General features: G+C 62.8%; 20 protein-coding genes. 8 read left to right on the forward strand and 12 right to left on the reverse strand.

Annotated features, from left to right (window positions below; genetic code table 11):
* Positions 1–61: 61 nt before the first annotated feature.
* Together VOI18_RS03095 and VOI18_RS03100 are read right to left on the reverse strand one after the other, a co-directional pair.
* Positions 62–997: a tyrosine recombinase XerC gene (locus VOI18_RS03095; RefSeq protein ID WP_323760943.1), complete on the reverse strand. Its 936-nt coding sequence runs from the start codon at positions 995–997 to the stop codon at positions 62–64.
* Positions 979–1,650 carry a DUF484 family protein gene (locus VOI18_RS03100; RefSeq protein WP_323760944.1) on the reverse strand — a complete coding sequence of 224 codons (672 nt, stop codon included), beginning with the start codon at positions 1,648–1,650 and terminating at the stop codon, positions 979–981. Before VOI18_RS03100 ends, VOI18_RS03095 begins: the two co-directional genes overlap by 19 nt.
* Positions 1,651–1,826: 176 nt before the next feature.
* On the opposite strand from VOI18_RS03100, the gene VOI18_RS03105 reads away from it, so the two are divergent.
* The 8 genes from VOI18_RS03105 to VOI18_RS03140 all read left to right on the forward strand — a co-directional run bounded on the left by VOI18_RS03105 (position 1,827) and on the right by VOI18_RS03140 (position 10,939).
* Entirely contained in the window at positions 1,827–3,992 is a 2,166-nt protein-coding gene (locus VOI18_RS03105; RefSeq protein ID WP_323760945.1) for a primosomal protein N', read from the forward strand.
* Positions 3,993–4,017: 25 nt separating this feature from the next.
* Complete coding sequence (locus VOI18_RS03110) at positions 4,018–4,821, forward strand: TerC family protein (protein ID WP_323760946.1); 804 nt, start codon at positions 4,018–4,020, stop codon at positions 4,819–4,821.
* Between the two features lie 243 nt (positions 4,822–5,064).
* Positions 5,065–5,604, forward strand: coding sequence for a F0F1 ATP synthase subunit delta (locus tag VOI18_RS03115; protein WP_323760947.1), 540 nt, complete (start codon positions 5,065–5,067; stop codon positions 5,602–5,604).
* A 4-nt stretch (positions 5,605–5,608) separates the two neighbouring features.
* Positions 5,609–7,141: a F0F1 ATP synthase subunit alpha gene (atpA, locus tag VOI18_RS03120; protein WP_323760948.1), complete on the forward strand. Its 1,533-nt coding sequence runs from the start codon at positions 5,609–5,611 to the stop codon at positions 7,139–7,141.
* 33 nt (positions 7,142–7,174) lie between these two features.
* Complete coding sequence (locus VOI18_RS03125) at positions 7,175–8,062, forward strand: F0F1 ATP synthase subunit gamma (RefSeq protein WP_323760949.1); 888 nt, start codon at positions 7,175–7,177, stop codon at positions 8,060–8,062.
* A 17-nt stretch (positions 8,063–8,079) separates the two neighbouring features.
* Positions 8,080–9,519 carry a F0F1 ATP synthase subunit beta gene (gene atpD / locus VOI18_RS03130; protein ID WP_323760950.1) on the forward strand — a complete coding sequence of 480 codons (1,440 nt, stop codon included), beginning with the start codon at positions 8,080–8,082 and terminating at the stop codon, positions 9,517–9,519.
* A 32-nt stretch (positions 9,520–9,551) separates the two neighbouring features.
* Positions 9,552–9,953: a F0F1 ATP synthase subunit epsilon gene (locus VOI18_RS03135; RefSeq protein WP_323760951.1), complete on the forward strand. Its 402-nt coding sequence runs from the start codon at positions 9,552–9,554 to the stop codon at positions 9,951–9,953.
* 128 nt (positions 9,954–10,081) lie between these two features.
* Entirely contained in the window at positions 10,082–10,939 is an 858-nt protein-coding gene (locus tag VOI18_RS03140) for a hypothetical protein (protein ID WP_323760952.1), read from the forward strand.
* Positions 10,940–10,973: 34 nt separating this feature from the next.
* Here VOI18_RS03140 and VOI18_RS03145 read toward each other — a convergent pair whose 3' ends face one another.
* From VOI18_RS03145 to obgE, 10 genes are all read right to left on the reverse strand, one after another.
* Positions 10,974–11,486, reverse strand: coding sequence for an RNA pyrophosphohydrolase (locus VOI18_RS03145; protein WP_323760953.1), 513 nt, complete (start codon positions 11,484–11,486; stop codon positions 10,974–10,976).
* The gene (locus tag VOI18_RS03150; RefSeq protein ID WP_323760954.1) at positions 11,486–12,811 is read right to left on the reverse strand and encodes a divergent polysaccharide deacetylase family protein; all 1,326 of its coding nucleotides are present in this window, start codon (positions 12,809–12,811) and stop codon (positions 11,486–11,488) included. Before VOI18_RS03150 ends, VOI18_RS03145 begins: the two co-directional genes overlap by 1 nt.
* Before the next feature lie 152 nt (positions 12,812–12,963).
* Positions 12,964–14,277 carry a S41 family peptidase gene (locus tag VOI18_RS03155; RefSeq protein WP_323760955.1) on the reverse strand — a complete coding sequence of 438 codons (1,314 nt, stop codon included), beginning with the start codon at positions 14,275–14,277 and terminating at the stop codon, positions 12,964–12,966.
* A 45-nt stretch (positions 14,278–14,322) separates the two neighbouring features.
* Entirely contained in the window at positions 14,323–15,528 is a 1,206-nt protein-coding gene (locus tag VOI18_RS03160) for a murein hydrolase activator EnvC family protein (protein WP_323760956.1), read from the reverse strand.
* Positions 15,529–15,560: 32 nt separating this feature from the next.
* On the reverse strand, positions 15,561–16,031 hold the full coding sequence (rlmH, locus tag VOI18_RS03165) for a 23S rRNA (pseudouridine(1915)-N(3))-methyltransferase RlmH (protein ID WP_323760957.1): 471 nt from the start codon (positions 16,029–16,031) through the stop codon (positions 15,561–15,563).
* Positions 16,032–16,463 (reverse strand): ribosome silencing factor, encoded by a 432-nt coding sequence (gene rsfS, locus VOI18_RS03170; RefSeq protein WP_323760958.1) that lies wholly within the window; start codon positions 16,461–16,463, stop codon positions 16,032–16,034.
* Between the two features lie 22 nt (positions 16,464–16,485).
* Positions 16,486–17,490 (reverse strand): L-histidine N(alpha)-methyltransferase, encoded by a 1,005-nt coding sequence (egtD, locus tag VOI18_RS03175; RefSeq protein WP_323760959.1) that lies wholly within the window; start codon positions 17,488–17,490, stop codon positions 16,486–16,488.
* A gap of 30 nt (positions 17,491–17,520) precedes the next feature.
* The gene (locus VOI18_RS03180; RefSeq protein ID WP_323760960.1) at positions 17,521–18,123 is read right to left on the reverse strand and encodes a nicotinate-nucleotide adenylyltransferase; all 603 of its coding nucleotides are present in this window, start codon (positions 18,121–18,123) and stop codon (positions 17,521–17,523) included.
* Positions 18,120–19,247 carry a glutamate 5-kinase gene (proB, locus tag VOI18_RS03185; protein WP_323760961.1) on the reverse strand — a complete coding sequence of 376 codons (1,128 nt, stop codon included), beginning with the start codon at positions 19,245–19,247 and terminating at the stop codon, positions 18,120–18,122. Before proB ends, VOI18_RS03180 begins: the two co-directional genes overlap by 4 nt.
* Positions 19,244–20,299 (reverse strand): GTPase ObgE, encoded by a 1,056-nt coding sequence (obgE, locus tag VOI18_RS03190; RefSeq protein WP_323760962.1) that lies wholly within the window; start codon positions 20,297–20,299, stop codon positions 19,244–19,246. Before obgE ends, proB begins: the two co-directional genes overlap by 4 nt.
* Between the last annotated feature and the right edge of the window lie 177 nt (positions 20,300–20,476).

Genomic DNA, 20,476 nt, shown 5'->3' on the forward strand with positions numbered 1-20,476 from the left:
TTTGACCATTCGGGCAAGTGGGAATACGCCGCGGTGAAGCCAGGGTTGAAGAGAAGCGCCGTCAGCGCTTGCGCGCTCTCGGGTGGGTGCCGTCATAAACAGCCAGAAGCCGGGCGCTTTCAACATCGGCATAGATCTGGGTGGTTGAGAGGCTCGCATGGCCGAGCAACTCCTGAATGGCCCGGAGGTCGCCTCCATGGGCCAGCAGATGAGTGGCAAAGGCATGACGAAGCGCGTGGGGTGTTGCGGATTCCGCCAGCCCAAGCCGGCCTCGCAAGTCTGACATCAGCGATTGGACGCTTCGGGCGGACAGGGCGCCGCCGCGAACACCGCGAAACAGCGCGCTGTCGCCCTCGAGCGTGAAGGGGCACAGCGTCGCATAGCGTGAGATGGCTTCGGCGACCGCCGGGAGGACCGGAACAATGCGCGTCTTGTTGCCTTTGCCGGAGATGCGAAGGGTGTCGCCGACGGGCAGGTCGCAGGCCGGGAGGCCCAGCGCCTCCGAAATTCGCAGGCCGCACCCGTACAGCAACAGCAGCACGGCATTGTCCCGTGCGGCAATCCAGTCCGGCTGACCCCGCCGGCCTGTCTCAACCAACAGCAGCTTCGCGGCACTTTCACTAACTGGTTTGGGGGCTGTTCGGGACAGTTTGGGACTCTCGACGAGTGACAGGGCCGGGTTGTCGACCCCCCATCGCCGCTTGGCATAGTCAAAAAACGTCCGGATGGCGGAGAGCGCCCGCGCCAGTGACCGGGCCGACAAGCCGTCGCGCCGCCTCGACGCCATATAGGCGCGAAAATCCCGTGATGACAGATTGCCCAGCGCTTCCGTGTCCGGGCGATGACCGTGGTGTTCGCCCAGGAAGTCTCCGAATGATTCGAGGTCGCGTTGGTAGGCTTCAAGCGTGCGCGGCGACAGCCGACGCTCACCGGACAGATGATCCAGGAAAGTCGCGAGCGCCTCCGGCCACGGCGTGTTCAGGTCTGATGCAGCCATTGCACCACCATCCGTTCGACCGCCCGGGCGAGGAAGTTGAGAAGCTCCGTGCCCTGGCCGGACTGGAACAGGTGCGCGTCCCGCGCCGCCAGCGCTATCAACCCGTCATGGCCGTTGAAATCGAGACGCACGATAGCCTGGGAGCTGACCCGGGCGCCTTGTTGACCGTACAGGGCGTGGGCATTGGCCGGATCGACCGGGCCCAGCACCTCGACATGGTCACCCAGGACGTCACCCACAAACCCTTCCGCAGCACCAAGAATCGACTCCGCGGATTGAAGCGGAGCGTGGCCCTCGATCAATACCCGGCACACGTCGACACCGAGTGCTCCGGTCAATCTGTTGGTCATTTTCTTGTCTAGCCCGGACAGGGATTCAGCCTCGAGCAGCGCCAGCACTGCCATGTGTATTTGGGACTGGGTCGCGAGATTGGCACGTGCGGTCTCGACGATTGACGCATTGAGGGATTTGAGCTGGCGGATCTCGTTTCGCAGCCTGTCGCGCGCGGCAGCCCCAAGGTCGATCGCCCCGTCTACCCGGTCGGTCTCGACAATCAACGAGAAGAGCTCGGCATCCTCACGCACAAAGTCCGGATTGCGAGTCAGGAAATCCCGGATCATGTCCGCATCAGGTTCAGTGAATGTATCGGACATGTCTTTGTCTCCCTCGACGTGAATGGCCAGTGTTGGCGCATTCGGTTTACGATGTGCAAACCAACCGCGCGGGTGCAGCCAAAACCTGAGTTTGTCCGGCGAATGAAAACCGTCATGCCGATAGGGTCGCACTGCAACCGCACCCTGATTCTCCCGCCCATTCCACAGGCCCCGATGTGACCGAAGACAGCCCGTATCGTGTCTCCATCCTGTTTCCGCTGCCTTTGCCGGAAGCCTTTGACTACCTGGTGCCGGCGGATCTGAACCTTGAGCCTGGCGACCATGTCGTCGCGCCTTTGGGCAAGCGTGCGGCGCGCGGAGTGGTCTGGGCGGTCAAGGCGGGGCCGGGCGAGCGGCCGCTCAAAACCGTGGAAGGCCCGGCCGGCGGACCGCCAATTCCCGACGGGACCCGGCGCTTTGTTGATTGGTTGTCCCGCTATCTCGTTCAGTCTCCGGGTATAGTGCTGCGTTCGGTCCTGCGATCAACTGAGGCTCTCAAGCCGTCTCCGATGGAGACGGTCTATCGCCGGGGTGGTGCCGAACCGGACCGCATGACGGATGCCCGCAGACGCATCCTCGACGCCATGGACGCTTTGGGTGAGGCCAGCGCTGCCGAACTGGCACGGGAGGCCGGCGCTACCGCGTCGGTCGTCAAAGGTCTCGCGAGGGCAGGGGCCCTTGCTGAACTGACCCGGCCGGTGGATCCCCCGTTCGGACATCCTGACCCGGAGCGGGAGGGGTTGACCCTGACCATGATGCAAGTCGAGGCGGCGGGTGTCTTGCGGCGACTCGCTCGCGCCGGAGGATTTCAGGCGGCCCTGCTGGATGGCGTGACAGGCTCCGGCAAGACCGAGGTCTACTTTGAAGCCATCGCCGAGGTACTCCGCCGGGAGCCGGACGCCCAGGTCCTGATTATGCTGCCGGAAATAGCCCTGACTGAAGCCGTGCTGTCGCGCTTCAAGTCCCGGTTCGGGGTTGAGCCTGCGCTTTGGCATTCGGGCGCCGGACCCAAGGCCCGACGAAGGGCCTGGCGCGAGGTCGCCGAGGGGCGGGCGCGGATCGTGGTCGGGGCAAGATCGTCGCTGTTCCTGCCATTCCCAAAGCTGCGCATGATTGTGGTCGATGAGGAACATGATCCCACCTACAAGCAGGATGAAGGCCTGCCCTATCAGGGCCGGGATCTGGCAGTCGTGCGCTCCAAAATCGAGGGGGCGATGGTGATTCTCGCCTCGGCAACGCCCTCCCTGGAAAGTCTCTCAAACGCTCTCGCCGGCCGCTATGTCCATGTCCGCCTCGCCGCCAGGCCGGGCACAGCGATGTTGCCGGAGGTCGGCACGATCGATCTGCGCGAGCATCCGGCCGAGCCGGGACGCTGGCTCTCGCCGCCAATGATCGAGGCGGTGCGGGACACGCTGGAACGCGGCGAGCAGAGTCTGCTTTATCTCAATCGTCGAGGCTACGCGCCGCTCGTCCTGTGCCGGGCTTGTGGCCACCGGATGGTGTCGCCGGACACGCAGTCCTACCTCGTGGAGCACCGATACACCGGGCGACTGGTCTGTCATGTTACGGGCTTCTCCATGCCGAAGCCCAAGCGGTGCCCGGCCTGCAATGCCGAAGACAGTCTCACGTCGATCGGCCCCGGCGTTGAACGGGTTGCCGAGGAGGCGAAGCTCACCTTCCCCGATGCGAACGTCGAAATATACTCGTCGGACAGTCGCTCCGGTGCCGAGATTGTTGCGGCGATGGAACGGGGTGAGATCGACATTCTTGTGGGCACCCAGATCGCTGCCAAGGGCCATAATTTCCCCGGCTTGACCCTGGTCGGCGTGGTCGATGCCGATCTCGGCTTGGCCGGCGGTGACCCGAGGGCCGGCGAGCGGACATTCCAGACCTTGGTACAGGTCGCGGGGCGCGCCGGGCGTGCCGACCGCCCGGGGCGAGCCCTGCTACAGACCCACCAACCAGAACACGATGCCATCCAGGCCCTGATCGCCGGTGACCGGGACGCGTTCCTCGACATGGAAGCGATGGTCCGCGAGTCGCTGGGGCTGCCGCCTTTCGGTCGTTTGGCTGCGATCGGCTTCATGTCGCGGAATCCGGACGTTCTCGACAAGGTCGCCTCGGACTACGCTGCCATGGCGCCGAACTCCGAAGGTGTGGAGATCTGGGGGCCGACTGAACCGCCTCGCGCCATGATCCGCGGTTGGCATAGGCGGCGCATTCTTGTCCGGGCCGACAAGGAGATTGATATTTCGGCATTTCTCAAGGCATGGAAGGACCGGGTAAGAACGCCGCCTTCAGTGCGGGTTTCAATCGATGTCGAACCATATAGCTTCATCTGATCGCTGACTGAGGGGCCGCGCCGCCATGCTCGAATTCCTGACCCATCCCGCCGTATGGATGTCTCTCCTGACACTGACCTTCCTGGAAGTCGTTCTGGGCGTCGACAATGTCGTCTTTGTATCGGTGGCGTCACAGAAGCTGGCCAAGCACCAGCAGGCGCGCGGACGGGATATCGGAATCTGGACCGGCGCAGCTATGCGGGTGGTCTTGCTGTTCGCGCTGGTCTGGCTGACCGGTTTGACCCACGCGACCTTGTTCACAATCCCGGAATTCCTGCATGGGCTGGCTGATCCTGATCACCCTGAGATGCTGATCGATGTGACGTTGGAGGACCTGATTCTGCTGCTCGGGGGGCTTTTCCTGCTCTGGAAGGGAACGATCGAGATCCATGACACGATCGAAGGTCACCACGACAGCGGCAAAAAGGGCAAGGTGTCCGGCTTTGTTTCGGTGATCGTGCAGATGTCGGTGATCAATCTCGTTTTCTCACTCGATTCTGTTCTGACAGCAGTCGGCATGACCCGCGATCTCGGCGGTGAGGATGGTGCGGGTGTCCGGCTGTTTGTCATGGTCACCGCCGTTCTGGTGTCCACCATCATCATGGTGCTGTCGGCCAAAAGCGTGGCCGGCTTCCTCGAGCGCTATGTGACGGCCAAGATGCTGGCGCTCAGCTTCATCCTGCTTGTCGGCGTTGCCCTGATCGCGGATGGCCTCGGCTTCCATATTCCGCGCGGCTATCTCTACTTCGCGATCGCTTTCTCGCTTCTCGTCGAGGTGCTCAACATCATGGCGCGCAAGCGGCGGACAGTGAAAGCGCCTGTTGAATGAGTGCTCGCGCGGGCGGGCGTCCTGCTGGAAATGACGCAATGCGCTGAAACACCCGGTGCCAGTGGCTTGCTGCCCGCTCCCCCCTGTGCTATCGCAGCGCCGAACCTGAGGGGCTTGCAGTGCAACACGGTACGCCTCGTTTCTAATATCGTTGAACATCAAGCGTTTATGTCGTTCGCGGCAAACTGATGAGCGCTGATCCAGCTAGAGAGTGACGTCACGGTGAAGACCGGCGAAGACGCCATGACAGCCAAAGCCGCAGGCCGCTATGCGACCGCGTTGTTTGAGCTGGCGAAATCCGAGGGTGCTGCGGAAGCTGTCGAGGCCGATCTCGCAGCCCTGCGCGCCATGCTGACAGAATCCGCCGAACTGGCCGACGTGCTGGCTTCGCCGCTGTACGCAGTCGAGGTCAAGGCTGGCGTTCTTTCGGCGCTGGCCAAGAAGGCCAAGTTCAACGCCCTGACCGCCAATGCCTTTGGTGTTGCCACCCGCAACGGCCGAGCCGGTGACCTGGGTGACCTGGCGCGCGTTTACGCGGCGCTGGCTGCCGCGGATCGCGGCGTCGTCACTGCTGACGTGCAAACCGCTGCGGCATTGACCAAGAAACAGACCGAAGCCCTCGCGGCTTCGCTGAAAAGTGCCTTCGGGCGCGAAATCGAGGTCCGTACGGAAGTGCGGCCTGAATTGATGGGCGGACTGATCGTCAAGGTCGGTTCCCGCATGTTCGACTCTTCCCTCCGCGCCAAGCTGGATGGGATGAAGACCGCGATGAAAGAGGCCTAGGTCCATGGACATCCGTGCCGCAGAAATCTCTGCGATCCTCAAGGATCAAATCAAGAATTACGGCGCCGAAGCGAAAGTTTCGGACGTTGGTAGCGTTCTGTCCGTTGGTGACGGTATCGCGCGTGTCTATGGCCTCGATGAGGTGAAGGCCGGTGAGCTCGTCGAGTTCCCGGGCGGCATCAAGGGCATGGCCCTGAACCTCGAGCGCGACAATGTCGGCTGCGTGATCTTCGGCGATGACCGGGGCATCAAGGAAGGCGACACCGTCAAGCGTCTCGGGTCAATCGTTGACACCTCCGTCGGCCGGGGCCTGCTGGGCCGCGTTGTTGATGGTCTCGGTGAGCCGATCGACGGCAAGGGTCCGCTCACGGACGTTGCCGAGCGTCGCCGCGTCGACGTCAAGGCGCCGGGCATCATCCCGCGTAAATCCGTGCACGAGCCGATGGCGACGGGCATCAAGGCCATCGACGCCATGATCCCGGTCGGACGTGGTCAGCGCGAGCTGATCATTGGTGACCGCCAGACCGGCAAGACCGCAATTGCGCTCGATACGATCCTCAACCAGAAAGCCATCAACGAAGGCGATGACGAGAGCGCCAAGCTCTACTGCATCTACGTCGCCGTCGGCCAGAAGCGCTCCACGGTCGCCCAGATCGTGAAGACGCTCGAGGAAAATGGCGCGCTGGATTACACCATCATCGTTGCGGCCACCGCTTCGGACCCGGCTCCGATGCAGTTCCTGGCACCGTTCACCGCCTGTGCCATGGCTGAGTATTTCCGCGACAACGGCATGCACGCGCTGATCGTTTATGATGATCTGTCCAAGCAGGCTGTTGCCTATCGTCAGATGTCCCTGCTTCTGCGTCGCCCGCCGGGCCGCGAAGCCTATCCGGGTGACGTCTTCTACCTTCACTCCCGCCTGCTCGAGCGCGCCGCCAAGCTGAACGAAGCGAACGGTTCGGGTTCCATGACGGCCCTGCCGATCATCGAAACCCAGGCGAATGACGTGTCGGCCTACATTCCGACCAACGTGATCTCGATCACCGATGGTCAGATCTTCCTGGAAACCGACCTGTTCTACCAGGGCATCCGCCCGGCCGTGAACGTGGGTCTGTCGGTGTCGCGCGTTGGCTCGGCTGCCCAGACCAAGGCCATGAAACAGGTTGCCGGCAAGATGAAGGGCGAACTGGCCCAGTACCGCGAGATGGCGGCCTTCGCCCAGTTCGGTTCGGACCTCGACGCCGCCACCCAGAAGCTTCTGAACCGGGGTCAGCGCCTGACCGAGCTCCTCAAGCAGCCGCAATTCTCGCCGCTGTCGATGGAAGAGCAGGTCTGCGTGATCTACGCTGGTACCCGTGGCTATCTCGACAAGCTGCCGACCGCCGATGTGCAGCGCTATGAAGCGGACCTTCTTCGTCACCTGCACGGCGAGCACGCCGCGCTGCTGACGTCGATCCGCACCGAGAAGAAGCTGACCGACGACAGCGAAGGCAAGCTGAAGGCGGCACTCGACAAGTTCACCGAACATTTCGCGTGAGCCTGATCGAGATCAACCGCTGAGGAGAGCCTGATGGCGAGCCTTAAGGACCTTAAAAACCGGATCGAAAGCGTCAAGTCGACGCAGAAGATCACGAAGGCGATGCAGATGGTCGCCGCAGCGAAACTGCGCCGTGCGCAGGAGGCTGCGGAAGCCGCGCGCCCCTATGCCCAGCGCATGGCGGCCGTGATGGCCAACCTGTCGACCGCCATGTCGGGTACACCGGGAGCGTCGCCGCTCCTGGTCGGAACCGGCAAGTCGGACGCCTACCTGCTGGTCGTCATGACCGCAGACCGCGGCCTGTGCGGCGGCTTCAACACGAATATCGTGAAGAAGGCCCGCGAGCGCATCAATGCGCTGAAAGCCGAGGGCAAGGACGTCAAGATCATCTGCGTGGGCAAAAAAGGCGCTGACCAACTCAAGCGTACCTTTGCCTCTCTGATCGTCGACAAGATGGACCTGTCCGCCGAGAAGACGATTTCCGGTGCCACCTCGGCCCGGATCGGCGACAAGATCCGCCACATGTTCGAGAATGGCGAGTTCGACGTTTGCGAACTCGTTTCGGCTGAGTTCGTCTCGGTCATCTCCCAGAAGCCGCGTGCCAAAGTCCTCATTCCGGCGATTGACGCCATTGATGAAGGTGTTGAGCGCCCGGATCTCGGCGGTGCCGTCTACGAAGCCGAGCCGGACGAGGAAACCATCCTCAATGTACTGCTGCCGCGTTATGCCGACACAGTCATCCTGTCTGCCCTGCTGGAGAATGTTGCCGGCGAAATGGGTGCCAAGATGGCTGCCATGGACAACGCCACGCGCAATGCCGGCGAACTGATCGACAAACTCAACCTTGTTTATAACCGCACCCGTCAGGCGCAGATCACCACGGAGTTGACTGAAATCATCTCCGGCGCCGAGGCCCTCTAGGCAGAGGAACACACGCTATGACCACTTCCCAAGGACGCGTCGTCCAGATTACCGGCGCTGTTGTTGACGTTGAATTTGACGGCACCCTGCCGGACATTCTCAACGCCCTGGAAACCACCAATGATGGCAAGTCCCTGACGCTTGAGGTTGCCCAGCACCTCGGCGAGAACACGGTTCGCACCATCGCCATGGACGCCACCGAGGGCCTGCAGCGCGGTACCGTTGTCACCGACACGGGTACCCCGATCATGGTTCCGGTTGGCCCGGGCACGCTCGGCCGCATCATGAGCGTCACCGGTCAGCCGATCGATGAAGCTGGAGACGTGCCGCACACGATGAAGGCGCCGATCCACCGTCCGGCCCCGTCCTTCGCGGAACAGGCCACGGAAGCTGAAATCCTGCCGACCGGTATCAAGGTCGTCGATTTGCTTTGCCCCTACGCAAAGGGCGGCAAGATCGGCCTGTTCGGCGGCGCCGGCGTTGGCAAGACGGTTCTGATCCAGGAACTGATCAACAACATCGCCAAGCTGTTCGGTGGTTACTCGGTCTTCGCCGGTGTCGGCGAGCGGACCCGTGAAGGTAACGACCTGTACTGGGAAATGATCGAATCCGGCGTGAACAAGGACCCCAAGGAGCATGACGGCTCTACGGAAGGTTCCCGTTGCGCGCTGGTCTTCGGCCAGATGAACGAGCCTCCGGGCGCCCGTGCACGTGTCGCCCTCTCGGGCCTCGCCCAGGCTGAATATTTCCGCGATGAAGAAGGCAAGGACGTGCTGTTCTTCGTCGACAACATCTTCCGCTTCACCCAGGCCGGTTCCGAAGTGTCCGCCCTGCTGGGTCGCATCCCGTCCGCCGTGGGCTATCAGCCGACACTGGCAACCGACATGGGTGCCCTGCAGGAGCGTATCACCTCGACCAACAAGGGCTCGATCACCTCGGTCCAGGCCGTGTACGTCCCGGCCGATGACCTGACCGACCCGGCGCCGGCCACGACCTTTGCCCACCTCGACGCGACCACGGTTCTCAATCGTGCGATCTCGGAAAAGGGCATCTACCCGGCCGTTGATCCGCTCGACTCCACCTCGCGGATCCTCGAGCCGCGCATCGTCGGTGAAGAGCACTACCTGACGGCCCGTCGCGTCCAGGAAATCCTTCAGCGCTACAAGGCCTTGCAGGACATCATCGCCATCCTGGGGATGGACGAGCTGTCAGAAGAAGACAAGCTGACCGTGGCTCGTGCCCGTAAGGTCGAGCGCTTCCTGTCGCAGCCGTTCGACGTTGCCGAAATCTTCACCGGCTTCCCGGGCATCCAGGTGCCGGTTGCCGATACCGTGAAGGGTTTCAAGGCGATCTGCGATGGTGAGTATGACCACCTGCCGGAAGCCGCGTTCTACATGGTTGGCACCATTGAAGACGCTGTGAAGAAGGCCGAGAAACTGGCTGCGGAAGCTGCGTAACGCAGCTTCCGGCCTAGCCCGGAGGTAGCCTGATGGCTGACAAACTCCAATTCGATCTTGTGTCGCCGGAGCGCCGTCTGTTCGCGGGGCCTGTTGATCAGGTCGTCGTGCCCGGCGAAGAAGGTGATTTCGGTGTGCTGCCGAACCACGCACCCTTCATGTCTGTGATCCGTCCCGGTGCGATCACCGTGATTGATGGCGGTTCCGAAACCCGGACCTTCATTCATGGCGGTTTCGCCGAAGTGACGGCGGCGGGTCTGACGATCCTCGCCGAGGAGGCGATCGCGGTCGCCGACATCAATGCAGATGAGTTGGCTCAAAACCTGTCCGACGCCCGCGAGGACGTCACGGCGGCCAAGGATGATGAAGCCCGCGACGCTGCTGCAGCGCTTGTCGCGAAGTATGAGGCCATGCAGGCTGTCGTCGCCCACTGACCAAGCGACATGTCTGACCGAACAGGCCGCCCCTACCAGGGGGCGGCCTTTTTCGTTCCGGGATCATTCAGCGTGGTGGCGGCGGATGCAGACATGTGGCTAGACTGGGGTGAAATCAGGAGTGCGCCATGAAGCTTTCCCAACCCGTTCTCGCCATCGTCCTTGCGTTCGGCCTCGCGCCTGCGCAGGCCAGTATCCCCGCACCGGCCGAGCCACCGGCCAATCTGCCCGACTTGATCGGCGGCATTGAAGGTAGCCGGATCTGGTACTCGTTTTCAGAACAGGTGCGGTTTTCGGCTGTCGGCCGGATCGATGTGGCTACTGAAACCAGCCTTCCTTCCCGCCGAGACCCGACAGCCCCGGTGTATCTTGATCGTGTCGGGGCGACAGTTCGCACGACCGCTTCCTTCCACGGGGTGTCAAATACAATCCGCTATGAACGGATGTGTACCCACGCTTCCGACGCGGCTCGCGATCCATCGGCCGATCCGTGCTTTTGGCAGGCGCGAATGATCCGCCTGACAAGTTCTTCGGCGATCGATGAAGTGTCGAGGGCCTGGTTTGATCCGCAGAAAATCGAGGCCTATCTCGCAGAGCACAATCTCAACGCGGACTCATACAGGGGGCCGGGGCCTGACTTGTTCGGGCACGCGGACGAGATCCTCGAGCGCCTCGACGGGCTAGTACGGATGGATGTGGTTGATGAGCGAAGCTGCCCGGCTGTGTCTCAGGCTGTCGAAGCGACGCGCGGCCTCAATCCGATCAGCCTTGCGATGGCGCCATCCGGTAATCAGGCGATCGTGAATTTCTCGGGGCCGCCTGCGCCGCCCCCTCCGCCGATGGGACTCAATTTCATTTTCACTTTTCCGGCCAATGACCAGGCGGGTTTCGATGGAGAGATCGAGCTTTGGGCGGGCGCCACCCGACAGGCATTGGGGCTGTCGGAAATCCTCCGCCGCGGGCTCAGGGACTGCGTTTCAGACTGAGCGCGAGGATAGGAAAAGCCGCGTGACCCCTTGGTCAGGATGAGGTTGCGATTGTGAATGGCGCAAAACGGTCCGCGACGACCTGGTAAATGTGTTTCTTCCACGGGATTATGAGGTCCGGAATGTCGGACAGTCGGCCCCATTTCCAAGTGTCGAACTCGACTTCGTCATGGGCCGCAAGATCGAAATCCCGGTCAGTGCCACGGAAGCGGAACGCGAACCACCGCTGCTTTTGTCCGAGATGGCGCTTTCTGCGAAAACGCGGATCATCACGGACATCGGGCGGATAGTCATACGTCAACCACCCGTCGATCTCGCCGAGATAGGATACGGACGATGCCGCTATGCCGGTTTCCTCGGCCAGTTCCCGCAAAGCCGCGGCGCGATGCTCCTCGCCGGCATCGATCCCCCCTTGCGGCAATTGCCAGTTCCAGGGGGCGGGGGTTTGGCTGCGTCGCCCGAGCCATACAGAGCCTTCCGCATTGAACAGTGCAATACCGACATTGGCCCGATGATTGGGAAAGGCTTCGTCGCTGGGCGCTGCCATCAGTGACCGCTGGCGGCCGGAGCCGCATGACCATCCTCGGAACCGGCGTCGTCGGGATCCCGGGCCCAGCGATGATCGGTCGCTGACGCTTCGTCATGACCCGTTGAGGCGTTCGCCTCCGCCGCGAGGCGGGCCTCCAGGCGCCGTCGTGCCATCACAGCAGACGGTGGGGCCAACTGGTAGCCCCGCAGATCAAGGCTGATGGCCCAGTCGCGAATCTGTTCCACGGTTGCCGGATAGGCAAAGCCGGTTCCAAGAGCCGAGCCATTCTGGATCGCCAGAGCTTCCAGCGCCAGCAGACGCTCGTCGATTGCGTCGGGTGACAGGTCCTCGTCAAGGATCCGGTCTGCCACCGCATAGGTTATATTGGTGGCATCGGCAGCTGCCTCGATCGTCGAGCGACGCCCGGCGCCATCGTGAAGGAATGCCACGCCCCGGCCTTCCAGCGTCCCGAAAACCTGCCGCATGGCCCCCTGTGACGCCGAGAATCGGGCGCCAAGATAGTTGGTCACTCCAAAATAGCCCGTCGCGCGGCTGAGAACCCAGGCGAGTCGACGGCCGTTCTCCTCGGCGGAACCGTCAGCGAGCAGGGTATGCGGACCGGGGTCGTTGTTGGGGTAATCAAACGGTTCCATGGGCGCTTCGATGAGCACCTCATGTCCGGCGGCGCGGGCGCGGTCGATCCAATCCTGGAGATCGCGGGTATAGGCCGCGAAGCTCAGGGCAACTTCCGGCGGCAACTCGTCAATTGCTGCCTGGGTAACGGTAGAATTGAGGCCCATGCCGCCAACGACGACTGCAATGGTCGGGGCACCCGGATCGCCATGATAGGGTCGTGCGTAGGCGCGCGACGGGCGGGTGCCGTTGGCAGCGATTATCGGCAGTGGTCCGCCCGGACCAGGCTCCGTCAGACCGGCTATGGGCGCGCGCGGCAGGGCGTTCGGATTGGATTCATGTGTTGCCAGACGCGCTTCGGCGTCAGCTGGATCAGAGCCGGGCGCCGGTGCTGGGTTCTCCGTTGTGGCAGGCGCGTCAAAGTCTTCCCGAACCCCGGACAGGCTGACCTCGCTCTCACCCTCGGGCTCCAGGAAACGAATGCCGTCACCATGCGTGCCGGCGTCGGGCCGGACATCATGCTCGGCGATCGCGGCAGGTGGTGCCGGCTGAACCCCCCCGACAGCCCGCGGCAGGTCGATCTCGCCATCCCCGAACAGCGCCACGCCGCCAATCATCACACTCAACAGAACGGCTGCGCCAATGCCCGTGAAAAGCGGTGCACGCAGGGTCAGTAGGGGTTGGGCATGACGAAGAATGGCGGGCGACATGTTTTCAGCACGGGTCAGGTGTTGCCGGAGTGAAGGCCGGACAGACCTTCGATTGGGCGCCAATGTGCCTGTCTGTGCTGTAAGAAACGGTTAACGGCGACAGGCTCGCACCCGTCGCCGTACAATCCGGTGGTCCGAAATGGCGATGCTCGTCAGGGACGCAGCGAGGCCTGTTGGGTTTCCATCGCCGTGCTCAGGATTTCGATCGCACGATGCAACTGATAATCCTCCCCTTCTGCCCAATCGGCTGGGGGTTGCTCGACCGCTGCGAGATCGGTGTTTTCACGCACGACACCATTCTCGTTTTCGAGCGCGCCGTCGAGATCGGCTTCAGATCCGATCTGCGGCACATCCGCCTCATCATCATTGCTCAGCGCCCAAGCAGAGACCTGTTGGTCGGGGATGATCCCGGTCGCCTGGATCGAGCGGCCAGCCGGCGTGTAATACCGACCGGTGGTAAGGCGCAGCGCGCCATCCCGGCCGCCTCGAAGCGGAATAATGGTCTGGATCGAGCCCTTGCCGAAACTGGTCATTCCGACAAGCTCTGCCCGTTCCCGGTCCTGCAAGGCACCCGCGACGATTTCGGCCGCACTCGCCGTGCCTTCATTGATCAGGATCACGATCGGCGCACCGCTCAGGCGGTCACCGGGGCGGGCGTTGTAGCGCTGGGTATCCCTTGGGTCCCGTGTCCGGGTCGAGACGACTTCGCCGCCGTCGAGGAAAACATCGGTCACCCCGATGGCCTGATCCAAAAGGCCGCCCGGATTGTACCGCATGTCGATGATAAGGCCGGGCAAGTCGCTGCCAAACTCGTCGCGCAATTCGGTCAGACCTTCGTGGACCATTTCGGTAGTGCGCTCGTTGAAGCCGGCGATCCTCATATAAGGCACGCCGGATTCAATCCGGGTTGCCACCGTGCGCAGGGGAATGGTGTCGCGTACGAGGGTCACGTCGAACGGGTCATCGTCCTGGCGGGCGATTGTGATGGTCACCGGGTCGCCAACAGCGCCGCGCATGAGGGCGACCGCTTCATCGACCGAGATGCCGACGATGGCGTCGCCATCGACTGCAATGATGCGGTCATTGGTCCGCAGGCCGGCGCGTTCGGCGGGTGTGTCGGAAATCGGGGAGACGATCGTGATATACTGGTCGCGTCGGACGACCTCCATGCCGAGGCCACCGTATTCGCCGCGTGTCGTCACCCGCAGGTCTTCGTAGGCGTCGGGACTGTGGTAGGCCGAGTGGGGATCGAGAGAGGACAGCATGCCTTCGATCGCGGCCTCGATCAGTTCGGCCTGATCCGTGTCGGACACGTAATCCGCTTCAATCCGGCTGAGAACATCGCCAAAAAGTTCGATCTGGCGGAAACTGGCCGACCGGTCTTCCTGGGCACCTTCTGCCGATACCGCGATGGCCACGGCGCCAACGGCGAAAGCCACCATTGAAGCGAAGACATTGATACGCATGCAATCTCGCGTCCTTTGAGCGCGATGGGCAAAGCCCGGCTGCAATCAGGTCCGGAACCAGGGGCCCGGGTCGATCACATCGTCATTCCGTCTCAGCTCCAGATACAAGTCTGATGCCGGTTGGGCACTTTCGGACATGGCGCCGACCGGCTCTCCCGCCAGCACGCTCTGTCCGACACTGGCATAGGTAACCGCCATGCCTGCCAGTACGACATAGTAGCCATCGCCGACATTGAGTATCAAGAGACCGCCGTATGTGTTGAACGGTCCGGCAAACTCAACCCGGCCATCGAACGGCGATACTACCTGCGCCCGTGGCCGGGTCCGAATGAAAATTCCTTCAGACGCTGTGCCATCTTCGGCCAGTTCCCCGAATTCGCGTACGATGTCCCCGGATGCGGGGGGGCGCAGCCGACCGCGAGCGTCCGCAAACCGGAGGGTTTCCAGAGGCGCATTCGGCACGCGGGCTGCCACAAGATTGCGGGGTGGCCGTGGTCGGGGCTCCGGGATGGCCGTGTCCGGCGGCGTCCGGCGTGGACTGAGCGTCGGCATGACCTCGGCCATTCGCGTCAGCTCGCCGATAAGCGATCGGATAGAGCGGGCGCGCTGGCCGGCCGAGCTGGACGCTTCCAGAAAAGCGACGGCTTCGTTGCGGTGCCGGGCTTCCAGGGCCCGTCGCTCGGCGATCAACATCTCCAGCTCCAACCGCTGGGCCGCCAGCGTCTCTTCGGCGGCGCTGAGAGTGGTCTGCTCGACTTCGATGGCCTCGCGGACCTGTCGCAACTGAATCAGCTGATCCGCGATCTGTTCTGCCCGTTCCCGCAGGGCCGGGGCAACCTCTGCCATCAGGGACGCCGCACGCGCCGCCTCGGCGGCATCATCCGGCGCCGCCAGCACTGCTGGAGGTGTCTGGCTCTCGATCCGCTGAATGGCCGCCAATATGTCGATCAGGGATTCGCGGTCGGCCGTCAGACGGGACAGAAGGTCGGCCTCGATGTCTGCTTGCCGTGCCAATTCGCGCTCGGCCTGCAGCGCGGCATTCTCGCTGGCTCCGACGCGGGCACCCACATCGACGAGCTGTCGTTGCATCAATGCAACTTCGTCGGCGAGTTGTTCGGCTTGAAGCCGGGCGGCTGCGGCCTGGGCGGCGTTCTCGCGTTCCTCCTGCTCGAGGCGCGCCGCCTCGTTCACATCCGGTGATGTGGTTGGCTGGCTCTGAAACAGGAGCAGGGCTGCGATGGCACTCAACATGGTTGAAAAGCTAGCGCTCCGGCGGTTAACGCTCAATCACGATGATAGGGCGTGCCGGCCAGGATGGAGGCGGACCGGTATAATTGCTCGGCCAGCATGACACGCACCAGCTTGTGCGGAAAAACGGCCGGCCCGAATGCCAGCATCAGGTCCGGTTTGGGAAGCTGGGTGCGGTCATGCCCGTCGGCACCGCCGATGCAAAATACCGCTTCGCGGCACCCTTCGTCACGCCATTGGCCGATTTGCCTGGCCAGCTCCCGCGATGCCAGCGCCTTGCCGCGCTCGTCGAGCAGGATCAACCGGGAACCCGCATCCAGACTGGCTGCCAGTGCGCGGCTTTCTTCGCTCGCAGACTTGAGCGAGCGGTTGTCCAGTTCGCTTTCCACCAACGGGCCCAGTCCGACCGACCGACCGGTCGCCGTGCCGCGCTCGAGATAGTCATCAACCAGTGTGCGTTCAGGGCCGGACTTGATGCGGCCAAGGGCGGCGATGCGGAGCTTCACTCAGGAGGCCGACGCATCCGGCTCGACCGACCACATCTTCTCAAGATTGTAGAATTCGCGGACTTCGGGTCGGAACAGGTGGATGATCACATCACCAATATCGATCAGAACCCAGTCATTGGTCTGGGTCCCTTCGATGCGGGCCTTGCCGCAGCCGGAATCCTTGAGCTTGCGCACAAGATGGTCGGCCAGCGAGGCGACATGCCTGGCTGAACGACCCGATGCGATGATCATGATGTCGGTGATGGATGATTTTCCACGCAAATCAATGGCGACAATATCTTCGGCCTTGTCGTCATCAAGCGAGTCGAGGATCAGGGTTTCCAGGGCCTCGGTGGGACCGTCATCGCCGGTGACGCGAACGGCAGCGGCCGTTTCCTGCTCAGCGCGGCGCGATAATTCTGTAGACAGGGTCAGTGTCCTCTCTGTCATCCAAACACAGTCTATACTCTTATCACGCTTTGGCGGCGGGTTCGAGCCAGTGAAGCGAGAACAGTTCAGCGTCGTCGGACCAGGTCGAACGGACCCTGAAACCCACTGATTCTGCTAGTGAAGTGAAGCTTTCCTGGGTAAATTTATGGGAATTCTCAGTGTGGATGCTCTCGCCTTCACGCAGTTTGAATGTTGAATCGCCAATCTGGAACTCCTGCGCAAGCCCGGCGACAAGATGCATTTCGATCCGGGCCTTGTCGGCGTTCCAGATGGCCCTGTGCGACAGGCTCGCCGGGTTGATCGATCCGCCGAGTTCTCGATTTATGCGGTGGACCAGGTTGAGGTTGAACCGGGCTGTCACGCCTTGCGCATCGTCATAGGCGGCGACCAGCCGAGCCGGATCCTTCACGCGATCCGCGCCAATCAGCACGGCGTCTCCCGGGCGCATGGCCTGACGGAAGCCCGCCAGCAAGCGTCGCGCACCGTCCGGCTCGAAATTGCCCACGGTGGAGCCCGGGAAGAATAGGATGCGCTTGCCGTCATGAAGTGGCAGGTGCGAAAGATCCAGGCCTTGCGTGAAGTCAGCACAGACGGCGCCGACCTGGAGGTCCGGATAAGCTTCGGCAATTTCGAGACAGGCCGCTTTCAAATGCCCGCCAGAAATGTCCAGACCGACATAGGAGGCTGGCTCGGAAAGGGCGTCGAGCAGCTTGCGAACCTTCACGCTGGAACCGGAACCCGGTTCAATGACAACCGCGCCGGGCCCGGCTAGGGCCGCCAGTTCCGGGCCGATCCGATCCAGAATGGCAAGCTCGGTCCGTGTCACATAATACTCGGGTAGCTGGGTGATTTCATCGAAGATCGCCGAGCCGGCCGCGTCGTAGAAATAGACAGGCGCCAGTTGTTTGGGTGAACGGGAAAACCCGTCCAGCACATCGGCAAGGAAATCGCCTGCGGGCGGATGTTGGTCATCAAAGAAAGCAAGCGCAGCGTGGCCGTTCAGGCGGCCGGAGGCCCGGTCGTGCATGATGTCGTCCTGTCAGCGTGGTCTGGAGGGTCAGTGGCGCGCGCGCAGCGCTGTCGAGGAATGGGAGTGTAACCGCTCAGTCAGATAGGTCCATGCCGGAGCCGTTTGCAGGGGCAGGAGGGTGGACTGGCTTTCACGAATGCGTGAGGTCGCAAACTGTCTGGCCGCGTGCGAGAGTCGGGCCCGCACGGCATCCTGCGGCCGAGCAATCACGGCCACGGGACAAGCGTGGAATATCCGCGTCCACTGCGCCCACCGATGAATGCCCGCCAGATTGTCGGCTCCCATGATCCAGACAAAATGGACGCCCGGGTAACTGCGCTTCAGATGGGTCAGCAGGTCGATCGTCCGGGTTGAGCCCAGGCGGGTTTCAATATCCGATACGCGCATGTCCGGCTGTCTGGCCAGTTCGCGAACCGCTGCGAAGCGTCGGCTGAAATCGTCAACCGGTGTGCCCTTCAGCGGATTCTGGGGTGAAACCAGCCACCAGACCTGGTCCAGGCCCAGTCGACGCAGGGCCGTCCGTGCGACATGCAGATGCCCGGCATGGGGCGGGTCGAAACTGCCCCCGAACAGGCCCACCCGCATGCCCCGGCTTAACCCTTCGCCCCGCAATGCCCGATTCCGACTCATGCGTTGTCCTTCGCTGCATTGATCCGGACGATGTCATCGGCATGGATCAGTGCGGCGCTTCGCCGGTAGCCGAGCCTGGATTCCGCCTCCTCGCTCCGGCAACCGGCGATCCGGCGGGCATCAGAGGCGCTATAGCCCGCGACGCCGCGGGCAAGCGCCTCGCCGTCTGGTCCAAGGATCCGAATGGTTTCGCCGCGTTCAAACAGGCCTTCAACCGACAGGACCCCGACCGGAAGCAGGGATTTGCCTTCGGCCAGAGCCGCGGCCGCGCCAGCGTCGACCCGGACTGCGCCGTTTCGGCTGACGACGCCGGCAATCCAGCGCTCACGGGCACTGACGACCGACCGTGACGGATGGAACCAGGTACCATGCTGGTCACTGCCGAGGCTCATCAACGGGCTGGGTAGAAATCCTGATGCGACCGCCGTCGCGCAACCAGAGCTGCCGGCGAGTTCCGCGGCGAGTATTTTTGTCCGCATGCCGCCGGTACCAACTCCGGCACTGGCATTGGCGTCGCCGGCCATCAGCCGGATGCGGTCATCGATAACGGGTATATCGTTTATCACCGGGGCACCCGGGACCAGTCGTGGGTCGGCGTCGTGCAGCGCTTCAACATCGCTCAACAGGACCAGCAGATCAGCGCCGATCAGCTGCGCCACCCTGGCCGCCAGGCGGTCATTGTCGCCATAACGCAATTCATCGGTGGCGATAGTGTCATTCTCGTTCACGATCGGCACTGCACCAAAATCAAGCAAGGTCGAGAGGGTCGCCCGCGCGTTGAGCCAGCTGCGCCTGTTTTCGGTCACGTCGAGCGTGACGAGGGCCTGGGCGGTGATGGTATTGTGGGCCGAGAACGCGCGCTCCCAGAGCCGGATCAGGAGTGGCTGGCCAGTCGCGGCGGCGGCCTGTTTCTGTTCCAGGCTGAGAATTCCCGGTGCCAGATTCAGCCGGGTCCTGCCCAACGCGACAGCGCCGGATGATACCAGGATGACCCGTTTGCCCAAGGCGCGAAGGGCGACAATATCCGACACGATCGCGGCAATCACCGGGTCGCCAGCCTGCAGCAGGCTGGAGCCGGCCTTGACCACGATGCAGCGTGCTGCCTCGAAGCCCGGCCGCGTCATGAGGGCGACCAGCCCTCCTCGCCCTTCTCTGCCGCTTCCGCTGCGGCCTTCTCGGCGCGCCGGTTCTGCAGCACAATTTCCCAGGCGCTGCCGCACAATGCCTTTACGCCATCACCCGAGACTCCCGACAGCGTCATCACAGGCTTGCCGCTGGCCGCTTCGAGCTCGGCGCGCTTTTCGGCCACCATGGTCTCGTCCATCGCGTCGATCTTGTTGAGTGCGAGGATTTCCTGTTTCTCGGGCAGACCGTCACCATAGGCTTCAAGCTCGCCGCGGACGGTCTTGTATGCAGCGACGACGTCGTCCTGGGTCCCGTCGATCAGGTGAATCAGCGAGGCGCAACGTTCGATATGACCGAGGAAGCGGTCGCCGATCCCGGCGCCTTCATGAGCGCCTTCGATCAGGCCGGGAATGTCGGCCACGATGAAGCGTGAGCCAGGGCCCAGATCAACCACGCCGAGATTGGGATAAAGCGTTGTGAACGGGTAGGCGGCAATCTTCGGATTGGCCTTGCTGACGACCGAAAGGAAGGTCGATTTGCCGGCATTGGGCAGCCCGACCAGGCCGACATCGGCGATCAGCTTCAGCCGAAGCCAGATCCAGCGCTCTTCGCCCGGCCAGCCCGGAATGGTCTTGCGCGGTGCCTGATTGGTGGAGGTCTTGAAGTGTGAATTGCCCTTGCCGCCATCGCCGCCCCGGGCCAGCAGAACGCGCTGCCCGACTTCGGTCAGATCGGCGAGGATTTCTTCCTTGTCCTCGTCAAGCAGCTGGGTGCCAGCGGGAACCTGCAACACCACATCCTCGCCACCGGATCCTGTGCGGTTGCGGCCCATGCCGTGCATGCCTGTATCGGCCTTGAAGTGCTGCTTGTAGCGGTAGTCGATCAGCGTGTTCAGGCCCTCAACCGCCTCCACCCAGACATCACCGCCCTTGCCGCCATCACCGCCATCCGGGCCGCCATACTCGACATAGGCTTCGCGCCGGAAAGACACGCAGCCGCCGCCTCCGTTGCCGGAGCGCACATAGACTTTGGCTTGGTCGAGGAATTTCATGGTGTCAGCTTTATGTCGGCAACAGGTTGAACCGAGAGTTCTTATAGGAAAACGCTGATGAGTTCAGCGCGTTTCTTCCGTAAGCGCGCATGGCGGCTACCTCAATTCGCCTGACTGGACGCCCAAGCGCGTGCCGCCGCCGCTTGTGGCCGGTCAGACCAGGCTGTACGGACCGGA

This window comes from Maricaulis sp., from assembly GCF_034670125.1.
Lineage (GTDB): Bacteria > Pseudomonadota > Alphaproteobacteria > Caulobacterales > Maricaulaceae > Maricaulis.

Bases quoted from the DNA above. Each gene is read 5' to 3' on its own strand.
- VOI18_RS03095 (WP_323760943.1), bottom strand. From the start codon at position 997: ATGGCTGCATCAGACCTGAACACGCCGTGGCCGGAGGCGCTCGCGACT.
- VOI18_RS03100 (WP_323760944.1), bottom strand. From the start codon at position 1,650: ATGTCCGATACATTCACTGAACCTGATGCGGACATGATCCGGGATTTC.
- VOI18_RS03110 (WP_323760946.1), top strand. From the start codon at position 4,018: ATGCTCGAATTCCTGACCCATCCCGCCGTATGGATGTCTCTCCTGACA.
- VOI18_RS03115 (WP_323760947.1), top strand. From the start codon at position 5,065: ATGACAGCCAAAGCCGCAGGCCGCTATGCGACCGCGTTGTTTGAGCTG.
- atpA (WP_323760948.1), top strand. From the start codon at position 5,609: ATGGACATCCGTGCCGCAGAAATCTCTGCGATCCTCAAGGATCAAATC.
- VOI18_RS03125 (WP_323760949.1), top strand. From the start codon at position 7,175: ATGGCGAGCCTTAAGGACCTTAAAAACCGGATCGAAAGCGTCAAGTCG.
- atpD (WP_323760950.1), top strand. From the start codon at position 8,080: ATGACCACTTCCCAAGGACGCGTCGTCCAGATTACCGGCGCTGTTGTT.
- VOI18_RS03135 (WP_323760951.1), top strand. From the start codon at position 9,552: ATGGCTGACAAACTCCAATTCGATCTTGTGTCGCCGGAGCGCCGTCTG.
- VOI18_RS03140 (WP_323760952.1), top strand. From the start codon at position 10,082: ATGAAGCTTTCCCAACCCGTTCTCGCCATCGTCCTTGCGTTCGGCCTC.
- VOI18_RS03145 (WP_323760953.1), bottom strand. From the start codon at position 11,486: ATGGCAGCGCCCAGCGACGAAGCCTTTCCCAATCATCGGGCCAATGTC.
- VOI18_RS03150 (WP_323760954.1), bottom strand. From the start codon at position 12,811: ATGTCGCCCGCCATTCTTCGTCATGCCCAACCCCTACTGACCCTGCGT.
- VOI18_RS03155 (WP_323760955.1), bottom strand. From the start codon at position 14,277: ATGCGTATCAATGTCTTCGCTTCAATGGTGGCTTTCGCCGTTGGCGCC.
- VOI18_RS03160 (WP_323760956.1), bottom strand. From the start codon at position 15,528: ATGTTGAGTGCCATCGCAGCCCTGCTCCTGTTTCAGAGCCAGCCAACC.
- rsfS (WP_323760958.1), bottom strand. From the start codon at position 16,463: ATGACAGAGAGGACACTGACCCTGTCTACAGAATTATCGCGCCGCGCT.
- egtD (WP_323760959.1), bottom strand. From the start codon at position 17,490: ATGCACGACCGGGCCTCCGGCCGCCTGAACGGCCACGCTGCGCTTGCT.
- VOI18_RS03180 (WP_323760960.1), bottom strand. From the start codon at position 18,123: ATGAGTCGGAATCGGGCATTGCGGGGCGAAGGGTTAAGCCGGGGCATG.
- proB (WP_323760961.1), bottom strand. From the start codon at position 19,247: ATGACGCGGCCGGGCTTCGAGGCAGCACGCTGCATCGTGGTCAAGGCC.
- obgE (WP_323760962.1), bottom strand. From the start codon at position 20,299: ATGAAATTCCTCGACCAAGCCAAAGTCTATGTGCGCTCCGGCAACGGA.